This is a genomic window from Planctobacterium sp. AWH2_060 (assembly GCF_056158425.1).
The window spans coordinates 3735341-3758618 of sequence record NZ_JBSWTG010000001.1; the positions used below are offsets into that span (position 1 = coordinate 3735341).

Annotated in this window: 23 protein-coding genes; 9 read left to right on the plus strand and 14 right to left on the minus strand. The window is 46.7% G+C overall.

Features of this window, described 5'->3' with window-relative positions; all coding sequences use genetic code 11:
- Positions 1-45: 45 nt before the first annotated feature.
- From ACXAD8_RS16005 to ACXAD8_RS16015, 3 genes are all read right to left on the minus strand, one after another.
- Positions 46-393 carry a MaoP family protein gene (locus ACXAD8_RS16005; RefSeq protein ID WP_475230753.1) on the minus strand — a complete coding sequence of 116 codons (348 nt, stop codon included), beginning with the start codon at positions 391-393 and terminating at the stop codon, positions 46-48.
- 124 nt (positions 394-517) lie between these two features.
- On the minus strand, positions 518-2233 hold the full coding sequence (locus ACXAD8_RS16010) for a carbamoyltransferase family protein (protein WP_475230755.1): 1716 nt from the start codon (positions 2231-2233) through the stop codon (positions 518-520).
- 101 nt (positions 2234-2334) lie between these two features.
- Positions 2335-3741, minus strand: a complete 1407-nt coding sequence (locus ACXAD8_RS16015) for an aminotransferase-like domain-containing protein (RefSeq protein WP_475230757.1) — start codon at positions 3739-3741, stop codon at positions 2335-2337.
- Between the two features lie 105 nt (positions 3742-3846).
- Between ACXAD8_RS16015 and ccoG the strand changes: the two genes are divergently transcribed.
- The 7 genes from ccoG to nrtS all read left to right on the plus strand — a co-directional run bounded on the left by ccoG (position 3847) and on the right by nrtS (position 8719).
- Positions 3847-5238, plus strand: a complete 1392-nt coding sequence (gene ccoG, locus ACXAD8_RS16020; protein ID WP_475230759.1) for a cytochrome c oxidase accessory protein CcoG — start codon at positions 3847-3849, stop codon at positions 5236-5238.
- A gap of 236 nt (positions 5239-5474) precedes the next feature.
- A complete protein-coding gene (locus tag ACXAD8_RS16025; RefSeq protein WP_475230761.1) occupies positions 5475-5951 on the plus strand; it encodes a YHS domain-containing (seleno)protein in 477 nt (158 codons plus the stop codon).
- A gap of 6 nt (positions 5952-5957) precedes the next feature.
- Positions 5958-6284 carry a thioredoxin family protein gene (locus ACXAD8_RS16030; RefSeq protein ID WP_475230763.1) on the plus strand — a complete coding sequence of 109 codons (327 nt, stop codon included), beginning with the start codon at positions 5958-5960 and terminating at the stop codon, positions 6282-6284.
- Between the two features lie 14 nt (positions 6285-6298).
- Positions 6299-6586, plus strand: coding sequence for a BufA1 family periplasmic bufferin-type metallophore (locus tag ACXAD8_RS16035; RefSeq protein ID WP_475230765.1), 288 nt, complete (start codon positions 6299-6301; stop codon positions 6584-6586).
- A 24-nt stretch (positions 6587-6610) separates the two neighbouring features.
- Entirely contained in the window at positions 6611-7504 is an 894-nt protein-coding gene (locus ACXAD8_RS16040; RefSeq protein WP_475230767.1) for an MbnB/TglH/ChrH family RiPP precursor modification enzyme, read from the plus strand.
- Positions 7504-8265 carry a hypothetical protein gene (locus ACXAD8_RS16045; RefSeq protein ID WP_475230769.1) on the plus strand — a complete coding sequence of 254 codons (762 nt, stop codon included), beginning with the start codon at positions 7504-7506 and terminating at the stop codon, positions 8263-8265. Before ACXAD8_RS16040 ends, ACXAD8_RS16045 begins: the two co-directional genes overlap by 1 nt.
- Before the next feature lie 265 nt (positions 8266-8530).
- Positions 8531-8719, plus strand: a complete 189-nt coding sequence (gene nrtS, locus ACXAD8_RS16050) for a nitrate/nitrite transporter NrtS (protein WP_475230771.1) — start codon at positions 8531-8533, stop codon at positions 8717-8719.
- 48 nt (positions 8720-8767) lie between these two features.
- On the opposite strand, the gene ACXAD8_RS16055 is transcribed toward nrtS, so the two are convergent.
- The 5 genes from ACXAD8_RS16055 to ACXAD8_RS16075 form a co-directional block, all read right to left on the minus strand.
- Positions 8768-9784 (minus strand): hypothetical protein, encoded by a 1017-nt coding sequence (locus ACXAD8_RS16055; protein ID WP_475230773.1) that lies wholly within the window; start codon positions 9782-9784, stop codon positions 8768-8770.
- A 12-nt stretch (positions 9785-9796) separates the two neighbouring features.
- Complete coding sequence (locus ACXAD8_RS16060) at positions 9797-10276, minus strand: DoxX family protein (RefSeq protein ID WP_475230775.1); 480 nt, start codon at positions 10274-10276, stop codon at positions 9797-9799.
- Positions 10277-10379: 103 nt separating this feature from the next.
- Positions 10380-11261: an AraC family transcriptional regulator gene (locus tag ACXAD8_RS16065; RefSeq protein ID WP_475230777.1), complete on the minus strand. Its 882-nt coding sequence runs from the start codon at positions 11259-11261 to the stop codon at positions 10380-10382.
- Between the two features lie 149 nt (positions 11262-11410).
- Positions 11411-11890, minus strand: a complete 480-nt coding sequence (locus ACXAD8_RS16070) for a nuclear transport factor 2 family protein (protein WP_475230779.1) — start codon at positions 11888-11890, stop codon at positions 11411-11413.
- Positions 11891-11918: 28 nt separating this feature from the next.
- The gene (locus tag ACXAD8_RS16075; RefSeq protein WP_475230781.1) at positions 11919-12461 is read right to left on the minus strand and encodes a carboxymuconolactone decarboxylase family protein; all 543 of its coding nucleotides are present in this window, start codon (positions 12459-12461) and stop codon (positions 11919-11921) included.
- A 112-nt stretch (positions 12462-12573) separates the two neighbouring features.
- Here ACXAD8_RS16075 and ACXAD8_RS16080 point away from each other — a divergent pair, with 112 nt between their 5' ends.
- Complete coding sequence (locus ACXAD8_RS16080; protein WP_475230783.1) at positions 12574-13500, plus strand: LysR family transcriptional regulator; 927 nt, start codon at positions 12574-12576, stop codon at positions 13498-13500.
- A gap of 27 nt (positions 13501-13527) precedes the next feature.
- Here ACXAD8_RS16080 and ACXAD8_RS16085 read toward each other — a convergent pair whose 3' ends face one another.
- The 6 genes from ACXAD8_RS16085 to ACXAD8_RS16110 form a co-directional block, all read right to left on the minus strand.
- The gene (locus tag ACXAD8_RS16085; RefSeq protein WP_475230785.1) at positions 13528-14673 is read right to left on the minus strand and encodes an alpha-hydroxy acid oxidase; all 1146 of its coding nucleotides are present in this window, start codon (positions 14671-14673) and stop codon (positions 13528-13530) included.
- A 99-nt stretch (positions 14674-14772) separates the two neighbouring features.
- Positions 14773-16068 carry an L-rhamnose catabolism isomerase gene (rhaI, locus tag ACXAD8_RS16090; RefSeq protein WP_475230787.1) on the minus strand — a complete coding sequence of 432 codons (1296 nt, stop codon included), beginning with the start codon at positions 16066-16068 and terminating at the stop codon, positions 14773-14775.
- Between the two features lie 10 nt (positions 16069-16078).
- Positions 16079-18271, minus strand: coding sequence for a bifunctional rhamnulose-1-phosphate aldolase/short-chain dehydrogenase (locus ACXAD8_RS16095; protein ID WP_475230789.1), 2193 nt, complete (start codon positions 18269-18271; stop codon positions 16079-16081).
- A gap of 565 nt (positions 18272-18836) precedes the next feature.
- A complete protein-coding gene (locus ACXAD8_RS16100) occupies positions 18837-20333 on the minus strand; it encodes an FGGY family carbohydrate kinase (protein WP_475230791.1) in 1497 nt (498 codons plus the stop codon).
- Positions 20334-20335: 2 nt separating this feature from the next.
- Positions 20336-21337 carry a transketolase family protein gene (locus ACXAD8_RS16105; RefSeq protein WP_475230793.1) on the minus strand — a complete coding sequence of 334 codons (1002 nt, stop codon included), beginning with the start codon at positions 21335-21337 and terminating at the stop codon, positions 20336-20338.
- Entirely contained in the window at positions 21334-22173 is an 840-nt protein-coding gene (locus ACXAD8_RS16110; RefSeq protein ID WP_475230795.1) for a transketolase, read from the minus strand. Before ACXAD8_RS16110 ends, ACXAD8_RS16105 begins: the two co-directional genes overlap by 4 nt.
- A 288-nt stretch (positions 22174-22461) precedes the next feature.
- On the opposite strand from ACXAD8_RS16110, the gene ACXAD8_RS16115 reads away from it, so the two are divergent.
- On the plus strand, positions 22462-23253 hold the full coding sequence (locus tag ACXAD8_RS16115; protein ID WP_475230797.1) for a DeoR/GlpR family DNA-binding transcription regulator: 792 nt from the start codon (positions 22462-22464) through the stop codon (positions 23251-23253).
- Positions 23254-23278 lie beyond the last annotated feature (25 nt).

A 23278-nucleotide genomic window follows, 5' to 3' on the forward strand; every position in this document is an offset into this window, starting at 1 on the left:
TAAATGAAGGCCGGAGCAACTATTCCGGCCGCATTAAATCAATGATTATAAGTCGTCACCAAGTTCAATCGGGCCGACATCCTTACCGTGAATACGACTACAGCCGTGCAGGGTATGGAAGCGACGGGTGGTGGTGAGTCTCAGGTACTTACGCCACAGGCGTTCTACGATAGTGGCTGGCTCTCTGAAGGATAAGCACATCTCAACGAAGGCCTCTTCTACCTGATTTTGCGGTTCAACTATGCCTTGTTCCAGTTTGGAAAGACGGGAACCTAAACTAGCTAGTAAGCGCGCTTCGTTAATCGAAAAATCACCACTTTTGCTAAAGCCGTACGGAAAGTTTACTTGATCCCTGAAGGGTTCTGCTACGACGAAACCTTGTTCTAGTTGCATGTTAGATCACCTTAAATCGAACCGAAATTGGTTACTTGCGGAGTATGAGCTGTGATGTTTTTTGAGTACAACAAATAGAATTTATCGTGACGATAGAAGACAGTTGTTGAGAGTGAAAGAGTTGTCAGATGTGAATGTTAAGTAAATTCTGGCAGCTTTTTGTGATGATATAATTTTCAATGATTAAAGCATCTAGTTTGGAGTTCAATAATAACTCAATGGCTTCATCTGGTGTCTCTACGATCGGTTGGCCCCGCTGATTAAAACTGGTATTCAGCAAAACACTTAATCCTGAGATAGCTTTAAAAGCTTGTAACAGTTTGGAAAATTTCGGGTGCTGTTGGTGATTGACAGTTTGAATGCGAGCTGAGCCATCCAAATGGGTAATATTCTGCAATTTATCTTTGTACTCAGGTTTGGTGAAATCAATAGACAGCATATACGGACTAATAGTGCCATTTTTAAAGTAAGTGCTCACATCTTCTTCTAATACGGAAGGTGCAAAGGGACGGAAGTCTTCCCTGTTTTTAATTTTGTTATTGATGTGAGAGTGTAGAGACTTTTTCCCTGGATGGGCTAGCAGACTTCTGTGCCCCAGTGCTCTTGGGCCAAACTCTGATCGCCCCTGAAACCATCCTACAACTTTGCCATCGTTAAGCATTCTGGCACAATCTCCCAGTACCTCAGACTCAGTTTTAAGCTGATATTTGATTTTGTCTGTAAACCTGGGATTTGATAAGGAAGATATTATTTCCGATTGCTGATATTGTCGCCCAAAACAGGTACTGTTGTTATGTTTAACTCTCGGTTTGTTTAGATATTCCAACCACCCATAATAAGCACATCCCAATGCCAGACCATTATCTCCTGCTGCTGGCTCAACATAGAGCGACTCAATAACTCCTTTGGTAAGCAATTCACTGTTTGCCACAATATTTAAGGCAACACCGCCGCTGTAGCACAGGGTTTTGTGTGGCACATTATTCATTCGACTTCTTACCAGGTTTATAATTGCTTCAGTTACGTTTTTTTGTGCCCAAGCGGCGATATCAGCATAAATATTAAAGTGCCGTTGGAAGTCGTTATAATCTTTGGCCGGGGCGGTGAGAGGTGCGGCCCATTGTGGGTGCATTAGCAATTGCTCTCCTTCGAACCTGAATACTTCTTGAGTAATTTTAGCTGGATTACCAAACGGTGCCAGACCCATTAATTTTCCGACATCACTCAAGTCGCCAAACACGTGGTGACTGACCGCGGCATAAAAACCCCCAATTGAATGGTGAGTCATAGGCATCAGTGGCGCTATTCCTGCCTCGCTAAAATCTTTAATTATGGGAGTGACCTTACTGCCGTCAAAAAAATAAAAGCTGTCCTTCTCGCAGACGAGATTAGATGTTAACAGGTCCGTTATGTTGGGGGTTATTATGCAATTGGGATCTTTATCAATGACCTGTTCGAATGGGCTACCACACCCATCTACCACCAGGATATGAGACTCGTCAAATGGGCAAGTTCCAGCTGCGCTGTAGGCATGTGCTAAATGATGAGAAATGTCGATCACGGGGAGCTCTTGATGTTGTGCAAACAATCTTGGGCCAGCAAACTTGTTGCGATTTGGATAGCTAAAATTTTCACATTGCACTACTAGATCAACATCATTAAGAGTGATATTTGCTGCATTTAAACAATATTGAATTGCTAAAGTGTCGTTACCGCCATCGTGCTTTTTTCTGCTTATGCGTTCTTTTTCTATCGCGGTATGTACATAACCATCCTTTAACAGTACACATGAACCGTTATGAGAGAGCCCTGTTCCTATGACATAAATAGGTTTGCGCATAGTACAATTCCTTTGTTTTTATAAGCGCTTTTTATTTCATAAAAGCAACTGAAAAACAATGGGGTGGTGTTTTAGTGCCGATAATATTCTTATAGCATGGCTCAGGAGTTATCAATAAATTGCCTGATAGTGTGTAATGCCTGTAGTCTTGGTTTGTCCAGCGTATGGGCGAAGCTTAAGCGCAGATAATTGTGAAAACGCTTTTGACTGGAAAACAAAATTCCGGGGGTAATGGTGATGCCTTTTTTCAGCAGAGGTAAGTACATTCTTTGAGTATCGATGCTGGCAGGTAATTGCAGCCACAGCGTCAGCCCGCCATCGGGAACGCTAAAGTGTACATCATTTGGCCAGTTTTGTTGGAGGTTGCTAACCAGCTGGTCGCGCCGTTGTTTGAGATGTTGGCGATAGCGATTTAAATGCCGCCGATAATGCCCCTCTGCCATAAAATTTGCCAACCCAGACTGCACGGATTGGCTGCCAGACAGCTGACTAACCAGTTTCAGGTAGGTCATTTTAGCGTGCAGCAGGCCACCACTAAACCAGCCGACACGCAGATCACGGGACAGTGACTTGGAAAACGAACTACACAATATAACCCGCCCCTGCTGATCAAAATGCTTCATGGGTTCAGGCTGTAAGTTAAAACCCAGCTCGCCATAGATGTCATCTTCAATGAGAAAGAAACGGTATTTTTGCGCCAGTTGCACCAGTTTCTGTTTTTCGTGATAAGGAATGCAGGCGCCGCTTGGGGTGCAGTAACTGGGCGTGACCACACAGGCTTTAATGGACCATTTAACCACGATTTTTTGTAGATCATCAGCGCTTAAGCCGCTTGTGCTGGAGCAGGGGATTTCAATGACCTTGAGATTTAACTGTTGCGCTATTTGCAATACCCCGTAAAAAGCCGGGCTTTCTATGGCTATCGTGTCTCCGGGACTGCAACAGGCCATCAGCGCGATAAATAAACTGTGCTGGCAGCCGGAGGTTATACAAATCTCGTCGACACTCAGCGTACAGTTGCGTACTTTATATTGCCTCTGAATTTGCTCGCGCAACTGTCTGTCACCTTCCGGCGAGCCATAATAGAGTGCATTGACCTGAGCTTGCTGTCTTTGCGAACGGCTGATATAGCGCTGTAATACCTGGATATGGGCAGGCTTGTCATGCAGCGGAGCCGCTGGGCACAAATCGAAAGCGGCGCCACGCGACATGATTTGATGAAAAATTTCTGGTACTTCCACCAGATCCGGTACGCTTTCAAACTTTGCGTTATGGTCACTTTGCTCGACTATAGGCGATGATTTGACGTAATAGCCCGAGCGCGGTCGCGCTTCGACCAAGCCTTGTGCCTCAAGGTAATGCAATGCATGTTGCACCGATACTTTGGCCAGATTGAATTCTTTGCTGAGTTGCCGAATAGAGGGTAATCGATCGCCAGCCTGCAAGGTGCGTTTTTCAATCCGATAAGTCAGGGTTCGGGCCAGTTCCTGGTATTTAAAATCACTCATGGTTTTTAGTATAGCAAAACTGTACCTATATTAAGTTAAAAAACTGTGTCTACTAATGACAGATAGGTTCTCTACACTTTCCACCGATTTAAATGTGTGGAGAGCATGGTGAAAAGTTCGTGGCTGACAGAACAGAATATTATTTTCCAAACCCCTGTTTCAGAGCCAAAGAAAGATGCAGGTAAAATCTATATTCGAGAACAATTTGGTAAATTTCAACGTCTACGACGTTATCTGAATTGCGTTTTAGTTGCCGTATTTGTGTTATTGCCTTTGCTTCGTTACCAGGGGCATCAGGCCGTTCTCATTGATGTGGGCCGGCAACGCATCGATATTTTTGGCTTGTCTCTGTTCCCCCAGGACTTATTGATCCTGGCTTTGGTGTTTATGTTGGCGGCCTTTGTGCTGTTCTATGTATCAAAACGCTATGGCCGGGTGTGGTGTGGTTACACTTGTCCGCAAACGGTCTGGACACTCATGTTTAACTGGCTGGAACGCCGGGTAGAGGGCAGTCATCATCAAAGCCAGACGCTGGACAGGCAAAACTGGCATATCCAGAAAATCACCCGTAAGTTTATTAAGCATTCTCTGTGGTTATTACTTTCTTTGATGACCTCACTGGCGTTTATGTCCTATTTTGTGCCGGCAGAAGCGCTATATACAGGTGTTATTAGCTTCAATTTGTCAGCGTTAATCACCGGTTGGGTGGCTTTCTTTACTTTGTGCACTTATCTCAATGCGGGTTTTTTGCGAGAGAAAATGTGCACTCATGCCTGCCCCTATTCGCGCTTTCAGTCGGCGTTATTCGACTCAGGTACAAAGCTGGTGACATACGATGCGACCCGTGGTGAAGGTCGAGGTCCGAGAAAGCGCAATGCCCCAAGAGAAGATGGCTTAGGTGATTGCGTAGATTGCAAGCTATGTGTGCAGGTGTGTCCGGTTGGTATTGATATTCGGGACGGCTTGCAATACGACTGTATAAATTGCGGCTTGTGTGTTGATGCCTGTGATTCCACCATGAAAAAGTTTAACTATGCACAGGGCTTGATTGCATACGCCAGACAAGCTACGCCCAGTAAAGCCAATAAGCTCAACCTCGGCTACGCTGTCACAATTCTGGCTACCCTTGTGTCTATCGTTTATTGGGGCCTGAACCGACAGGCATTTGAGGTAAACCTGATCCGCGACCGACAAGCCCTGTATCGCATAAATACCTCAGGAGTGGTGGAGAACACCTACCTGCTAAAAACCCTTAATAAGACTCAACAAACCCGACATTACCAGGTTTCTGTGGGCAATCATTCCGATTTTGTTATCAATGCCAACACCGAGTTTGTGGTGAAGCCCGGAGAGTATTTACTGACCGCATTGCCGGTTTCTTATTTGGGGGATGAGCAAGATAAAACACGCCTAATCTCCTTTGCTGTTGAAGACCTGCAAACTGGCGAAACTCTCGCTAAAGATTCAACCTTTTATCTGGGGGAGGGGGCCTGGTAGCATTCGATAGAGCTGTGCAACCAGGTTAAGCGGCTCTATACCTTGGTATTGAGCCATGTGTTTTTTACTGTGCGATTTTCATCGGCTTATCTTTTCACCTGGACGAATGGCGTCAATATTTGTTGCATCTGTTTCCTGCCTTTCTTTGATTTTTCATACCTTAAGTATCAGGAAGTCTGACTAAACAACTTCCCGACAGATAGTAATCAAGTTGAATTAACCCTTTAGGAAACATTATGAAAATTTCAAGAACGCTAAAAATGGCAGGCCTTGCCACTTCTTTGCTGGTTAGCAGCCTGAGTTTTGCTTCGGCAATTAATACAGGTGACAACGATGTCGCCATTCATGGTTATGACCCGGTTGCCTATTTCACACACAATAAAGCTGTTGAAGGTAAAGCTAAATATACCGCAACCCATGATGGGGCGATTTATCGATTTTACAATGCTGAAAATCGCGACATGTTTAAAGCCAACGCGGATAAGTACGCCCCGCAATTTGGTGGCTATTGTGCAATGGGTGTGGCGTTAAATAAAAAGTTAGATGTTGACCCAGATGCGTTTTATATCAAAAACGACAAGTTGTATCTGAACCTGAATAAATCGGTTCAAAAAAAGTGGATGGAAGACGTTCCGGGCAACCTGAAAACAGCCTATCGTGTTTGGGACGGAATTGAAGGGCTAACCGTTGCCGAAGCTAACGCCGAGGAGTAATAGCTGATGCAAACTAACACTCAGGAATTGCTAGATAGTGGTCACGGCTATCCAGAGCCGCTGCTGATGTTGTGGTTTAGTGCTGAGTGGTGCGGCCCCTGCAGACAGTTGGAACCGGTTATTAGCATGCTTTCACAAACTTTTGCCGGCTCGGTGAGAGTTATAAAAGTAGATGCTGACAGAGATCTAGAGCTATCGCAGAGGTTTGGTGTAAGAGCAATACCGACATTGGTGTTGCTCAGCCGAGACAAAACTCTGGGCTCTCAGGTTGGGCTGTCCAATTATCTCGAAATTAGCCAATGGTTGGAATCAAACTTAACTCCGGTTACTTAAATGAGGATTAAATTATGAATCGCAAACATGCAATAGCAGCCGCAGCTTTAGCGGTTGCGTTAACGTCAATTACGGCCCCGGTGCACGCTGGAGGTAAAGAAAAGTGCTACGGCGTTGCCGCAGCTGGACAAAATGACTGTGGAAACCTTGCCGGTACTCATTCCTGTGCAGGTCAGTCTACAGTTGATAAGGATCCCGGTGAGTGGAAGCTGGTAGCGAAAGGCACCTGTGAAACCATGGGGGGCATGCTTAAGGCTGAAGCAAAGAAGCGCTACAAGGAAAGTAAAGCCAATAAAAGCTAATTGAAATCTAACGGGAGAAAATCGATGTTTGTGAGCAGTCCAGTAATACCCTCAGTTTCTAACGAAACACCAATTGGAGTGGGGTTGCGTTTTGAGCACTATGATGACGTTTTGCAGCAAACATCGCTCCCTGTTGATTTTCTGGAAATTCATGCCGAAAACTTCTTTTCGGAGAGTGCCGCGCATACGCAGTTTTTGGAACAGATTGCGCAACGATTGCCCTTGAGTATTCATGGTACCTCTATGGGACTGGGCTCTGCGGCAGGGATTAACAAGCGTTATCTGGAAAAATTCGCCGCACTAGTTGAGAAGGTTAACCCAATTTTTGTCTCTGAACACGCCTGTTTCACTTGGGGAAATTTAGATGGTAAACCAGTACATGCGGGGGATCTATTACCCTTGCGTTTTGATAAAGCCACATTGCGCACTCTGGTGTCAAACATTGACCAGGTACAGCAACTGTTAGGGCGACCAATTCTGATAGAGAACATCGTTTCTTATCATCAGTTTGAAGATCAGGATTACCGTGAGGCGGAGTTCCTGGCATTGATGGCAGAGCAGTCTGGTTGCGGTTTGCTGGTCGATCTCAACAATATTCTCATCAATCTTCACAACCACGACAAAGGCAATATCGCTGAAAAAGCGAAACAATGGTTGGATATTATTCCGCAAGAACGAGTAGGAGAACTTCATCTGGCGGGAGCAAGTCAGGTGACTGCAAGCGCATTGCTAATAGACGACCACAGTCAACCGGTATCGGAATCCTGTTGGCAGCTTTTCCAATACGCAATTGAGCGATTCACTAATGCAGCTGTGCTGGTGGAGTGGGACAACAATCTTCCAGACTGGACAGTTTTGGTCACTGAGGCTGACAAAGCTCGTCGTATCGCAAATTTGAGCGCTAAGGCTGGAGCATAATGAGCAACAAATCAGATTCTGTTAGCGGGTATCAAACGCAGTTGATCAACAACATTTTTAGCTTTGAAAATGCTGATCCTAAGCAGCCGCTTGCTCTAAAAATATATCAGGATAATTTGCTGATGACAGCTACTCGCAGTTTGTCGCTAACCTATCCAGTGCTGGAAAAAATGTTAGGCAGTGAAGCACTTGTGGTGTTGAGCAGGAGACTGTTGGGCCGGGAATTTCCATTGTCTGGGGACTGGGCTGATTGGGGAAGTTGTTTGCATGAAATTCTTCGGCAAAGTGAATTACAATATACCTATCCGTATCTGCAAGATATTGCAAAGCTTGAGTGGCAACTGAGTATAGCTAGTCGTTATCCCTCCATGCCATTTATGGCAGAGTCGCTACCAATGTTAGAAAAATCGAACCTAAACCAGGTTTTTATGCAGCTGCAGTCCTCGCTGGCATTGCTGCAAAGTCGTTATCCGATTGAGCCGATGTGGCGGGCTCATTGCGACCTGGCTGCTGGTGAGGTGCCGCAAGCAGCTGTTCTGGAAGCGATTGCAGCAGAGAAGGTATCTAAAACTTACTGCCTCGTAGTGCAAACCGAAACCAAACCGGCGGTTTATGCGCTGACGGAGCAGGAATACAACTGGATGAATAGCATCACTAACGGCTTAAGCGTCGCTGAGTTGCTTGATCGCTATCCTGAATTCGATTTTGTGCAGTGGCTTGCCAGCTCAATTGAGAAAAATTGGCTACTGAGATTTCAATAAACTTTCCTGGGTCTGTGGACCAACCTCTTAGCGGTACACCTTGTGCCGTTTTTTTTGTGTCGTTTATACAAGGATATCTTCGGTTCCATTAAAAAGAGTATCTGTGCCTTTCAGAGCAATAAACACATTAGCATTGAATAATGGTATTTATTCAAACAGTGAACTAATTATGAGAGGACAATTTGTTTTTAATCCCGGTTTTGGGCTCCTGACTGTTTTGTTGCTCCAGGCTTCACAAAACTAACGGTTGCTGTAAAAAAGGAGCGTGACTTTGAATCTTTTTACTTCGAGAGTATGGCGGGGCGTCAAGATTGCATTAATTGTAGGTAGTGTTCTGCTCTGTATTAATCAGTATGAAGTGCTATTAGGGGATGCAAACATACAGCCTATAAAAGCCATTTTAGGCTATTGTGTACCTTTTTTCGTGTATCTGTACGGAAGCCAAGCCAAATAATCACAAACAAGTCCCGTTTAACCCTGGTGTAGCGGGATTTTAGTCTGGCTATTTATTCGTTTTTGACGTTTCCTGAACAGGATTTGCATCCCAAATTAATGACGGATAAAACCCATCCAGCGCGCCAAACTCATCCAGTTTGGCCTTTACTTTCTTCGCCTCTTGCCCCGACACTATGGGCACGCGTGAGCGATCCACCTCGGCATTTAATTGGGATAAACTCCGGGCTAATTCAGGCGTTCGCTGAGGTGCACGGGTACGCAAAGACAATAAACTGAGTTTCGTTACCGAAAGCAGAGCGCTAAAACGCATGATGCCGCGAAAACAAAAGCGTTCTGCAATATAGGCATCACTGGCGTCAATCAGCGCCGCCATCAGTTTGTGCAACATTAAATTTGTACAAGGGTAAGGTAGTAGTAACGTAAAATTCTGTGAGCCATGAGATAGCATGTTGTTACTGCCATCACACTCAATCATGAGGTCTATCAACAGCTGCTGGTTTTGACGTTGTTCAATATTAAGCAATTGCACAGGCATACCATCAAACAACAGGTTTTGCAGCTGTGTTTCGGCTTCGTGCCTGAATATCGAATATGACTGTTCACACTGAGTGTGCAACATTTCATGTTTATGATGGGCTATCAGGGGGAGATCTTGATGAGTGCTAAAAGGAGCACTCCACTTTCCCTCTATCTGTAATTTCAACAATTCCCTGATTTCGTGCTCTCGCGCTTTCTTTACGGCCAAAAACAGTGTCTGGATAATTTCAGATGTTGGCGTTTGTGAGTCTATTCGCCACTTGCGACCATAAACGATTTTTTTATTTCCCGGATGGTAGGTGTCGTATCCAACAATACCGACTTGCAGATACAAACCGTTATGATCTTCACCGACAAAGAATATATAGTTGTCATCAAAATGACACTCATTGACGATGCTTTCGAGTGTGGATTTACTGTGGGAAAATCTTAAATAATGCTGGGGAATACAGCTGCCCCCGTTTTCCAGAGGAATGCGGGGGGCGTGTTGGATTGGGTGTTCACCATCATTTAATTTAATAATCATGGCTACCGATTGTTACGCAGAAAGCTGATAGGAGGGCAGGAGCCGCGCTAACTTCTTGCGGATTATGAAATCTCCAGACAGTTTACCGGCACCCCAGAATGTTACGTGTAGTAAAATCAGGCCCCAGATCACATGACCATTAAAGGCAGCAGGCGCAATTTCTTCAAGACTTATCACCGCAACGACGTTAACTACACCTAATACGATGGCGCTGAAGCGACTGGCAACACCCAATATCAATAATACCGGAGCAATAAGTTCTGCAATGGTTGCAAGATAAGCGGCAAGCACAAAATTGAGCAGGGGAACCTGATATTCGTATTCGAACAACATCAAAGTTGATTCCCAATCATCGATTTTGGTTAATCCAGAAGCAAAAAAAGCCCCGGCGACATAACACCTGGCAAGTAATATCAAGACCGGTTGCACCGGCGTGAGCATGGATGAAATTGCATCAGTTTGTTTAAACAAAAAGACAATTAGAGCGTTCATATAATCTATACCTTAAAACTGTTTATGGGTTGAAGACACTGAGTAACCAGAAGTTCTAATGTAATGTCTTCCCTGGTTTGCAATGAAACCAAATGTCTTTTGTTTACAACCTTTCGTTTTCGGTCAGCGACAGGGGATACTGTTTGGGGTCGTGAAAAACTTCCTTTTCTTTGCTTTCCTTCAACCATTCTCTGGGAGATACCCCCAGTTTTTTACGAAATATACGGGCAAGCGCTGAACCGTGTTCATAACCAACCAGATTGGCAACCAGGTTGACCGGTTTATCTGCCAACAGCATTTCCTGGGCCAATGAAATTCGAATGTCTGTCAGATAATCATTGGGAGTGATACCAATTACATCTTTGAAAATTGCGGCAAATTTTGAGCGTGACATGGCCGCCTGTTCCGCAAGATTTTCCACGCTCCAGTTGACTTCAGGTTGGTCGTGCATAGTACTGATGACTTTTGCTAGCATAGGGTGGGTAAGGGCTGCCAGGGTGCCACCTTTTACCATGTTTCGCTCCAGTGCATACCTGAGCAATTGCAGTAAAAATATTTCGCTTAGCTTGTCGATGATCACTTGTCGGGCAATAGAATGACCAAACGCTTCCTCGAACAACCATTCTGCTGTACGGCTGAAATCAGGGAGTTTTGCTAAGGGTAAACAGAATATATTGGGAAGAGCATCCAGTAATAAACTGCGGTGAATGCTGTCGATACTAACCGTTGCGCAAACCAACCTGGCGGTAGAGGAATGCTCAGCTAATATGCGATGTTGAGAAGGCGTGGGAATAAATATCAAGGAGGGTTCACTGGCAACGATTTTTTGTCCGTTACTCATTAAAATGGTCAGAGTCCCTTCGCGCAGCAGGTGCAAATGACCTTTATCCTCAGAGTCAATGGTTTGAATGCCACATAGTTTTCCACTAAAGAACACTTCTGCTTTAATGGAAATTCGCCTTAAGATATTGGTAATGTTGACCATTTTTGCACCTCTAAAAATTTGATTGATGTTGAGCAACTATTCAATGAATTAACTGAATTGAAGGCTTTATCGCGGTAATACCGAAAGCTACATTTCTGTTTACAGAGCAAAACAGCACCTGTGGGCCTAAGCCAACAAGTGCGGTTAAACTACAGACCCAGCTCCGACAATCCGGGATGGTCATCGGGGCGACGTCCCTGAGGCCATCTGAAAAGACGCTCTGACTCTTGGATTGGTAGATCATTGAGGCAGGCGAAGCGATTAACCATCAAGCCCTGTTCATCAAACTCCCAGTTTTCATTGCCATAGGAGCGGAACCAATTGCCTGAGTCGTCATGCCACTCATAGGCGTATCGAACAGCTATGCGATTGTCCGTATAAGCCCACAATTCTTTGATTAAGCGGTACTCTAATTCTTTGTGCCATTTTCTCTGTAAAAACTGGCGCGCCTGTTCCCGGCCTTGAATAAATTCACTGCGATTTCGCCATCGGGTTCCGATACTGTATGCCTGAGCGACATTTTCCGGATTTCTGGAATTCCAGCCGTCTTCAGCCAATCGCACTTTTTTTTCCGCGCTTTCTCGGGTAAAAGGCGGAACGGGAGGACGATATTCTTCAATACCATGCATAATGAGGTTCCTCTTGGGTGAGAATGTGTTAAAACGGTTGTACCAATGGAAAGTCAACTTCTGTTTTAGCGACATTGTTCAGGGTGTTGGTCCAAATGTTTAGAGCAACATTGAGTATGATTTCGATGATTTCAGCGTCACTGAATCCAGCCGCTTTAACTTTTTGCACTAATTCATCGGTTACCTGGCCACGCTTAAGGGATACTTCAACCGCAAATTCCAGGGCTACACCGGTTTTATTGTCCTTGGACAGTGCTTTGCGGTTTGCCAATACCTCTGCATCTTCCATTTTGGCCAGTGCTTTGCCTAAATAAGTGTGGGCTGACAGACAATACTCACAGCCATTAACTTCAGCGATAACCAGCGCAATTCCCTCTCTTAATGCGACAGATAACAAGCCTTTACTCAATGCGCCAGACAACCCTAAATAGCCCTCCAGTGCTGCGGGGTTTACAGCGACCAATCTGAATAAGTTGGGTACAACCCCGAGCTGTTGTTCTACCGCTTTTAACTGCGATTGAGATGATTCTGGCGCAGCTTCGATTGTTGCTGGTGTAATAAGTCGTGACATAAATTTATCCTCATCAATAAGTGTTTTTCACGCCGCTTAACTGTATGCTCGTTGAAAAACCTCGTGTAGTGGTCATATACGTTTAGCACCTAGTCATTTTTTGGAGGAGTGCATGGACAGGCTTAAAGCAATGGACGTGTTTGTTACGGTTATGGAGAGTGGAAGTTTTTCCGCTGCCGCGCGAAAACTAGACAAACCACAGACGACGATAAGCCGCCAGGTTAGAGAGCTGGAAGATTACCTCGGAGTACAGTTGGTGCGTCGCTCCACTCGAAATCTTGTCTTGACTGATACTGGTAGTAAGTACTTGCAGTCTTGCCGGGAATTGCTATCGATGGTTTCAGAGGTTGAGCGAGATGCTAAAGGTGAATATCAGGATCCCAAAGGATGCCTGACTGTGACTGCTCCCAACATCATGGGGCGCATGCATGTATTCCCATTATTGACTGAGTACCTCAAGCTCTATTCTGATGTCAGTGTCAAACTGATACTCACTGACCAAAATTTGCATATGTATGAGGATATTGTTGATATTGCAATTCGGGTTGGAGAGTTACCAGATAGTGAGTTAGTGGCAAAGTCTCTGGGCACGGTCCAGAAAGTACTATGCGCAAGCCCGGCTTACCTTGCCAGCATGGGAACGCCGTCACAACCTGAGGACTTGTCTCATCATCAATGTATTTCTTTCGAAGGTTTAGATTCAGCCACACAGTGGCGCTTTAATGACAACAATAAGGAAGTGATAGTTCCGGTGTCCACAAGGGTGAGAGCGAACTCTATTGAAGTCTCACTGCAAGCCGCCCGGGAAGGGTTAGGTATTGCCCGGCTATTGTCTTATCAGGCGTTGCCATGGTTGTTAAGTGGAGAACTCAGGTTGGTTTTGCAAAGTAATGCGCCTTCTCCCTGGCCTGTCAGTCTTTTGTATGTTCGACAGCCCGTTTTGCCGGTAAAGCAGCGAAGCTTTATTGATTTTATGACTCCTCGCTTGCAATCCCGCTTTCAGCATCTTACCCAGCAGTGGGCCACTGTTTTGCAATAAGTTTTGGCGGGAAATGGTTAACGCGAATTAGCGAAAGCGCACATGGTCGCGATTTAAGTCACTAATTTTACTGCAACCCATTAAGCGCATGTCTCTTTCAATTTCTGCCACCATCTGGCTCATGGCACGCTCCACACCTTTTTGACCGGCGGCTGCCAGGGCATAGAGGTAATAGCGGCCCAAACCCACGGCTTTTGCGCCCAGAGCCAGTGCTTTTAAAACATGAGTGCCGCGCTGAACGCCACTGTCGAACAGCACGTCAATTTGATCACCCACGGCATCAACTATTTCCGCTAAATGATCAAAAGAACTGCGGGAGCCATCCAGTTGACGTCCACCGTGGTTGGAGATCACTATGCCGGTACAGCCAATATCCACAGCACGCCGGGCATCGTCGGCGCTCATAATGCCTTTTAAGCAAAACTGACCATCCCAGAATTTCACCATCTCGGCCACGTCCTGCCAGTTCATTGACGGGTCCAGCATGTTGGTAAAATAATCCCCTATTGAGCTGGTGGCGCCTTTCATTTTAATGTGCGCATCCAGCTGAGGCAGGGCGAATCTCTCATGAGTCAGGTAGTTTATTCCCCACGCAGGCTTACTGGCAAATTGCCACAATCCGGCCAGGTTAAGTCGAAACGGAATGGAAAATCCGGTGCGTAGATCCCGTTCCCGATTACCGCCGGTAATGGAGTCTACGGTCAGCATCATAACCTGAATGCCTGACTCTTTGGCGCGCTCCATCATGGCCTTGTTGAGGCCGCGATCTTTGTGAAAATAAAACTGATATACCTGTGGTGTGGCGTATTGCCTGGCTATTTCTTCCATGCTGACGGTGCCCAGCGATGACACGCCAAACAGGGTGCCAAACTGTTCTGCGACAGCAGCCACAGCGCGCTCACCCTGATGATGGAACAAGCGTTGCAGGGCGGTTGGTGACAGATATACCGGCAGTTTTAATTCCTGCCCCATGACGTTCACACCCAAATCAATATCTTTGACACCAGTGAGTACCCGGGGAATGAGATCACAGCTTTGAAATGCGTCTGTATTGCGGCGCAGTGTGGTTTCATCATCCGCCCCGCCATCAATATAGTTGAAAATCGGGCCGGGCAAGCGTTTACGTGCCAGATTGCGAAAATCATGGAAGTTATAACACTGGCTTAATCGCATGGTTGTTTTCCGTTTTTGTGTTTCACCAGGCAACCGCCAAATGGAAGCTGCCTGCAAGGAAACCTGCGGTACATACCGCCTGTAATAAACAATTTCAGATTACACAATACCAGAGCCGGTGGCATTCGGGTCACGGGGTCGCAACTCTGCCATGGCCGCGCGATACCCGGCGCTGCGATACACACCTAATGGATTGATCGCGGCCCCTTTTTGGTAGCGGGCCATTGCCAGTATCGGTGATACGTCCAGGTTAAACGCATTTTTTAGCTCCAATGAGGCCATCAAGGCATCGTTTTCTTGCTGATAACCGTACAGTGCTTCGCGGTTTACCAGTAAAGCTTTGACATAGGAACGTTGCACTTCAATCGCTGAATTTATCAAGCTTTCGGCCGGGTCGGTGACATTGTGTGACTGGTCCAGCATGTAAGCGGGATTGAACTCAGCTTGCTGACGGTGCTCGGCATCCACCAGTTCATTGAAAATCAAAAATTGCTGGTACGGGTGCAATGAGCCACTATCCAAATCGTCATCGCCGTATTTACTGTCGTTAAAATGAAATCCGCCCAGTTTTTTAAACTGAATTAATCGTGACACGATCATTTCAATGTTGGTATTGGGCGCATGGTGACCCAGATCCACCAGGGATTTGCATTTAGGTCCCAGGTGCATCGCGGCCAGAATGTTAGAGCCCCAGTCCTGAATAATCGTGGAATAAAAAGCCGGCTCGAACATTTTGTGCTCGATGTGCATTTCCCAGTCATCCGGCAGGCCTTTGTATATCTCCTCCATGCTGGCGAGGTAGCGTTCAAAGGCCCGTTGGAAATGTTGCTGCCCAGGGTGATTTGAGCCATCACCCACCCACACTGTCAGGCTTTTAGCACCAAGCTGTTTCCCGTATTCAATACAATCCAGGTTGTGCTGAATAGCAAGTTCACGGGCTGCTTGTTGGGTATTGCTCAGGCTGCCGTACTTGTACGACACCGCCTGTCCTGGCTGGTCCTGAAAGGTATTTGAATTTACCGACACCCATTTTATGCCGTATTCATCCGCTTTTTGTTTAAGCGCTGAGAAATCCTCAACGGTATCCCAGGGAAAATGTGGTGAGACACTATCGGTACAGCCCGACAACTCATTGATCACCGCGCAGTCTTCCAGCTTTTCCCAGATATTTCGCGGTTCACCTTCACCCGGAAAACGGGCGAAGCGGGTACCACCTGTGCCGGTGCCCCAGGAGGGCACTGCAATCTGAAATTTGCCTGCCAACGCAGTAATCGCATCAATATCGATATTGTTCCGGGCAAGCTTATCCCCCAGTGCGGCATAATCTGCATCCAGTGCCGCTTTCTGCTTGTTATTGTCATCGCTGATTATGACTGCATCAATTCTTCGTAACATAACTTACCTCTTATCTCAGGAATGCTTCATGCAGACCACCGTCTACACTCAGCACTTGCCCGGTTGTTTTGCTCAGCTGACCGGAGACCAAAAGGTAGGCGGCTTCTGCCTGGTCTTCAGGAGTAATCGGTGACTTGGTCAATGTTCGCTGTGCGTAAAATTCGGCAAGTCGTGTACGTAACTCTTCGGTAGATTCTGAATTTTGAAATTGAATATTGTACTTGGTCAATGACGAAATAACGCGCTCTCGTGGAAACATGCTACTTCCTTGCACAACGGTTGCCGGCGCCAGTGCATTGACATTAACCAGCGGAGCCAGTGTTACTGCCAGCTCACGTACCAGGTGGTTAGCCGCCGATTTACTGGTATCGTAAGCCAGTGATCCTTTTTTAGACACAGCACCGTTGACGCTTGTAGTTAGTACCATCATGCCTTTCAATTGCTGCTTTTCCCAAACCTTTTGAGCTTCAGAGGCAACGACATAGCCACCTTTAACATTGACATTAAAGCTTAGCTCAAATACTTCATCGTTCTTGGCTAAATCAGCGCCTTCTGCAATGAATACTCCTGCTGTAACGATGACCTTGTCAATACCACCATAAGCGAGAGATACTTTGGCAAACAATGCTTCAACGGTTTTGCGATCGGTGATATCTACTTCAACAGCAATAGCTGGGCCACAAGAAGATATGCCAGTGCCCGCCACACCAATACCTTTACCATATAGTATTTCCAACTCGTCAGCTGTCGCTTTGGCATTGTCTAAGCGCAAATCAGCACAAACAACATGGGCTCCTTCACGCGCAACCCGATGGGCTGTCGCTTTGCCGATCCCGTCTCCGGCGCCAATGACTACCACAACATCTCGTGCCAACGGTGCTTCTTTGGGCATTCGTTGTAGTTTGGCTTCTTCAAGTAGCCAATACTCTATATCAAAGGCCTCTTGTTGAGGTAAGGCAACGTATTCATCAATCGCTTCAGCGCCGCGCATAACTTCAATTGCGCAATTGTAAAATTCTGCTGTTACCCGGGATTCAGATTTATTCTTACCCCACGCTACCATTCCTACACCAGGAATCAAACAGATTGAAGGTGAGGATGCACGTTGTGCTGGGGAGTTATCGTGTTTACATTGTTCATAATAAGCACGGTAATCTTTTTTGTATTGAGTAATGCCTTCCGCCAACAAGCTTTTAAGGTGCTCTATTGAATCAGTTTCCGGATTCCAGTCGACGTAAAGTGGCTTTATTTTGGTCCTCAAAAAATGGTCAGGACATGAGGTCCCTAAATCTGCAAGACGCTGTGCATCGACACTATTCACGAATCGAAGCACATCATCGTCATATTGCACGGTACCAATAAGTTTACTTTCTGCAGACACTAAACCGCGTAAATACGGTAGCACTTCTGCCAGTACTGACTCTCTTTGAGCTTGCCCGAGTTCGGCATATTTCTGACCACCAAAGGTCATTTCGCCTTTATCATGACTTTCAATATATCGTGCTGCTTTTTCAATAATATCTAAACTAAGCTGATAGCACTCTTTACTATCATTTGCCCAGTTGATCACGCCATGTCCCGCAAGAATTACGCCCTTGGCATAGGGATGTTCTCTACAAATCTGTTGCAGTTTTAAACCCAAATCAAAGCCAGGCCGTTGCCATTCAGTCCAAATTAAATCTTCACCGAAAATTTCTCGTGACAGGGATTTGCTGTTCTTGCTCGCTGCAACGGCAATCACTGAATTGGGATGCATGTGATCAACATGTTTGAACGGAATAAAAGCATGCAGCGGTGTATCGATAGAGGTCGCTCTGGGGTTTAAGTTAAACGTTGCGTGACGATACATCTCTACCATATCATCTTCTATTGGTGTTTTTACACCAACCTCATCAGCGGCATGGTAGATGTCTTGAAGAGCGTTCAGTTTATCCATATACAAGGATGAAAAGTTGGCTACCTTTGAGGTGCGTAGATCGCCGCCCGAGCCTTTTACCCAAAGTACTTCCACTTCTTTTCCGGTCAGTGGATCAACTTCTGTTAACTTTGCTGACGTATTGCCTCCGCCGGTATTCGTAATTCGCTGATCTTCACCCAGCTTGTTGGAGCGATATACCAGGTTTTCAACGGGGCTGAGTTGATCGGCTACCTCGTCTTCCCATAGGTATTTTACGTGTTTGTATTCATCTGGCTGATAAGGCATGTATGAGCACCCTGTGATGTTAAATAATTGGAACTGGAAAATTGTGAGAACTATAGTTCATTTGTGACTCAATATACATCCAAATCGGTCTTTGTCAATCATATTCAATCACAAAGGTGGCAAAAATTTACATAACATTCCCAAATATTTTACAATTTCACTGGCTGTGATTCAGGGATTGTGTCTATCGAAACAGGATGTAGCGCAAAACAACAGGGGTATTGCACTGATTTTCCGGTCTGGCAACTGATCTCCGTATCGCCGCGACTTTTTTTAACAAGAAGAAAAAGCAATCTGGCTGGTGGTGTATTGCATGATAAACAGGCAGGCTAAAACACAATGTGCTGAGGTTAATCCGATAAATAACCCTGTGAAAAAGCGGAAAAATCAACTCATATTCAGTCAAGGTGTGGTCATATGATTAAATTTGAGCGAAAAGCCATTTAACTGCTGCTGATATCTGCTCATTCTGTTAACCGGGGCGCTGAACCGGGCAGGGAGTTGAGGCCTGACCGGCCAGAGTGGGTACCACTGCCAAGTGATAGTGAATGGCAGCGGTAGGCAGTTAAACTGATTTTTTACCGGTTAACACCTGAGCAACAGCCGCGCGCCAGCCGGCCAGCATGCGGTTGACGTCGGTTTCAGACATGCGGGGTTGAAGCACGGGCTTGTTAAACCCGGTATCTGAAAACGCCGTTACTGAGGGGTATATTTTCAGTGCCAGCAATCCCATCATGGTCGCTCCCAACGCAGAGCATTCGGGAGTGGCTGATACCTGCAGGTCTGTGCCAATCATATCTGCAGTAAATTGCATGAGTTGCTGGTTGGCCGTTGGGCCGCCATCCACTTTTAGGGTCTGCATGGCAATGCCACTTTCGGCCTGCATCACATCAAGTACGTCCCGCAACTGATAAGCGATAGAATCAAGTGCGGCTTTTGAGACATGGCGCCGATCTGAGTGACTGGACAAGCCGACAATAGCGGCCCGCGCACCGGGCTCCCAGTGGGGCAGTCCCAGCCCCGAAAATGCCGGGACCAGATATACACCGCCGCTATCTGACACCTGCGCAGCAAGCTCTGCAATTTCCGCAACGTCTTGCGCCAATCCCAGTTGTGTCTGTAGCCAGTTCAGGGTTGACGCTGAATTGATAATGATGCCTTCAAACGCGTACACAGGTTCATTATCCTGGACCCAGGCCAAAGCAGTGAGCACGCCCTGGTCTGAAAAACGTGGTTTGTTGCCGATATTCAGCAATACTGACGAGCCCGTACCCAATGTTGCTTTTGCATCACCGGGAGCAAAACACTGTTGTGCGAACAGCGCAGCCTGAGAATCACCCATAACACCCGCCACAGGCAGTGGTTTGTATATGATACCGGCAAAATCAGTTTCGCCGAAAAAGGCGCTGCTCTCTCTGACTTCCGGCAAGGCGCTCATGGGTACCTGCCAAAGCGAGCACAGTGCTTCATCCCACTGAAGATCATGAATGTTGTACAGCAGCGTTCTGCTGGCATTGGTTGGATCTGTGGCAAACACCTGACCCTGCGTAAGCCGGTAAATCAGGTAACTATCAATGGTGCCAATCAAGGCTTCACCACTCTCAAGTCTGGACCTGAGCTGCGGATGATTGTCCATCATCCACAAGAGTTTCGAGCCGGAAAAGTAAGGATCCAGCTTCAGGCCACTACGCTCGTGGATCAGCCCGTCATGCCCGGCGGCGCTAAGAGATTCACAAACCGGCTCACTGCGTCTGCATTGCCAAACAATGGCTGGGTATAGTGGCTTGCCGGAGCTGCGTTCAAATATCACCACCGTCTCACGTTGATTGGTGATACTCACGCCAACAAGTTGGTCGAGGCTGTTGTGATGGCGCTGCAGCAACTGTTTTACGGTGGCCAGGGTGTTTAACCAAATTTCTTCGGCATCATGCTCAACCCAACCCGGTTGCGGGTAGTGCTGTTTGTGCTCCCGTACCGCTTTATCTAACACCGCGCCTGAACTGTCAAACAGCAGTGCTTTGGTGGCAGAGGTGCTTTGGTCCAGTGTAATTATCATCGACATAGTTAATTGTTCACGAGTCTTAGCATGGATTCGGCAAGGCCTTCCATCGACATGCCATAGTGGCGAAAAATATCAGCCTGGCTTCCTGTTACCGTGTATTCATCCGGAATACCCATGATTTTAAAGCGCGGCTTATAGCTGGACTGGGCAATGATTGCGGCGCAGGCTTCGCCCAATCCACCATTGACCATATGCTCTTCAACTGTGAGTATCGCGCCACACTCCTGGGCACAACGCAGAATACCGGCTGAGTCCAGCGGTTTTATCGTCGGTACGCTGATCACCTGGCATGATATGCCTGCGGTTTGTTGTAAATGCTCAGCTGCCAGTAAAGCGTGAATGACAGTTTCTCCTGTAGCGATAAATGCAGCGTCCTGGCCGTCTTTCACCACCCGACAGCGACCTGGCACAAAGGGGTCATTTCCGGGCAAATTAAACAACGGTGCTTTTCCTGCCCGGATATACACCGGGGATGCCAGTTGCGCCGCCGCTTTGACGGCTTCCTGCATTTCATAGTTATCTGCAGGCGACATAATGGTTATATTGTTAACTGCCCGCAATGCTGCAATGTCGTGTAGCGAATGATGCGTTGAACCCAACGCACCATAGCTGACGCCGGCACTGATACCCACCAGAGTAACCGGATTATCCGAGTAGGCAATATCATTTTTAACCTGTTCAAATGAGCGCGCGGTTAAAAAGCAGGCAGGAGAGACGGCAAAGACTTTTTTGCCTACTGATGCAAGACCGGCAGACACACCCACCAGATTTTGCTCGGCAATGCCCACTTCCACAATTTGTTCTGGCAGTGCCTGCCCGTAGGGAGCCAGTTTACCTGAGCCCCGGGAGTCACTGGTGACGGCCAGGATATGCCTGTCCTGTGTAGCCAGATCCTGTAGTGTGGCGGCAAAGATTTCCAGGTTGGCTTTGCCCATCGACAGGCCGAGATTTTCGGCGGTTTGTTTCGCTTTTGGGGAATACATTGACGGCGCTGGTGCACTCATAAAGAACCCTCCGTGAGTTTTGCTATCGCGGTTTCAATTTCTTTCAGTGCCATGATTTGTTCTTCGTCCGATGGCACGCCATGGTGCCACTTGGGAATGTCTTCCATAAAGCTCACACCTTTTCCTTTGATTGTCTTCGCAATAATCATGCTGGGCTTACCGGCCTGCAGTGGTGCGGCCAATGCTGCACTGAGTTGCGTTAAATTATGACCATCGACTGTGCTGACCGCCCATCCGAAGGCGGCAAACTTTTCGGCCAGTGGTTCGTTGTTCATCACCTCAGAGGTGCGACCGGAGATCTGCAGACTATTGCAGTCAATAATGGCGGTTAAATTATCAAGCTGATAGTGAGACGCTGCCATGGCGGCTTCCCAATTAGAGCCTTCCGCCATTTCGCCATCTCCCAATAGCGTAAATACCCGAAAGTTACGGTTGTCTTTGCGTGCTCCTATGGCCATTCCCGTTGCAATGGGCAATCCGTGACCCAGGGCGCCGGTGTTTTGCTCTACACCTGGTACCTTTCTGGTGGGATGGCCGACAAAATGCGACTGATAGGCGCACAAGCTTTCGAGTTCTTTCTCATCGTAAAAACCCTGGTCTGCAAGTACCACAAATAGTGCCTCAACCGAATGCCCTTTACTTTGCACAAATCGGTCGCGATCCGGTGATGTGAAGGTGTCCGGTGACACATTGAGAATGCGGTTATACAAGACGTTTAATATGTCTATGCAGGAAAGACTCCCCCCTGTATGCCCGGCACCCGCATTTTTAATCCAGCGCAAAATACTGTGCCGATACTGCAGTGACTTAAGGGTTAGCTGTTCGTTTGTGTACATAAAATACCCTTTCAAACTTTGATTTACAGTTACTGTTCTATATTCAATATATTCCGAAAGCAATCTTTGATCCAGTTGTATCGTAAATAATAAACTTTCGAATGCTTGCGTTTTTCGTAAATGGGTGTTTAGATGTAGGCATGACGCGTAAACAGGTTTACATTTAGGCTCGCAGGATTATCCAAACCAAAATCAATACGCGCTGACAGGGCTGTGCTCTGCTGAAGCGGCGATGAATGCTTCGGAAGCGATGCAATAAGAGCGAGTAAAAAATGGGAACTGACGTTCATGAAAGATAAAAAAACAAAGAGCAGGGGTTTAGGCGAAACCCGGCGCAAGAAAATGCTGGAATGGCTGCGGGAAGAGGGCAGTGGTCGGGTGCAGGTACTGGCGAAAGCCTTCGGGGTTTCAGAGGTAACCATCAGGCAGGACCTGGAAAAGCTGGAAGCTGAAAACCACGTGGTGCGGGAACACGGTGGCGCTTACCTGAAATCAGTTCCTGAACAGGTGCGGGCGATGACCCTGGAACACCAGGAAAACCGCGAAGCCAAACACAAAATTGGTCTGGCTGCCGCAGCGTTAGTGCAGGATGGTGAAACCATCATTCTGGACTCCGGCTCAACCACAACGGAAGTTGCGGCTAATTTATTTGGACGAAAAGAGATCACGGTGATCACTAATGCACTCAATATTGCTCTGATGTTGGGTGGCGACCGCAACTTTGATGTGCACATGACAGGCGGGCATTTTAAAGCGCCTACCTTGTCGTTAAGTGGTGAACGCTCGGCTGATTATTTTAATGGCTTGTATGCCAAGCGTTTATTTTTGGCTACGGCCGCGCTGGATATAAAACACGGTCTGTCGTATCCCTCGTTGTCGGATATTGCGGTGAAACAGGCCATGATGAAATCCGCTGAATCCATTTGTCTGGTGGCGGATTCAAGCAAAATCGGTTTGCGTTCATTTTGCGTACTCGGGGGGCTGGAACAGGTCGACATGCTGGTAACTGACAGCGGCATTACCCGGGAGCAGCAACAACAAATTGAAGACATCGGGGTGGAAGTCATTATTGCATCCTGACCCGGTTACAACTTGATATGTATAA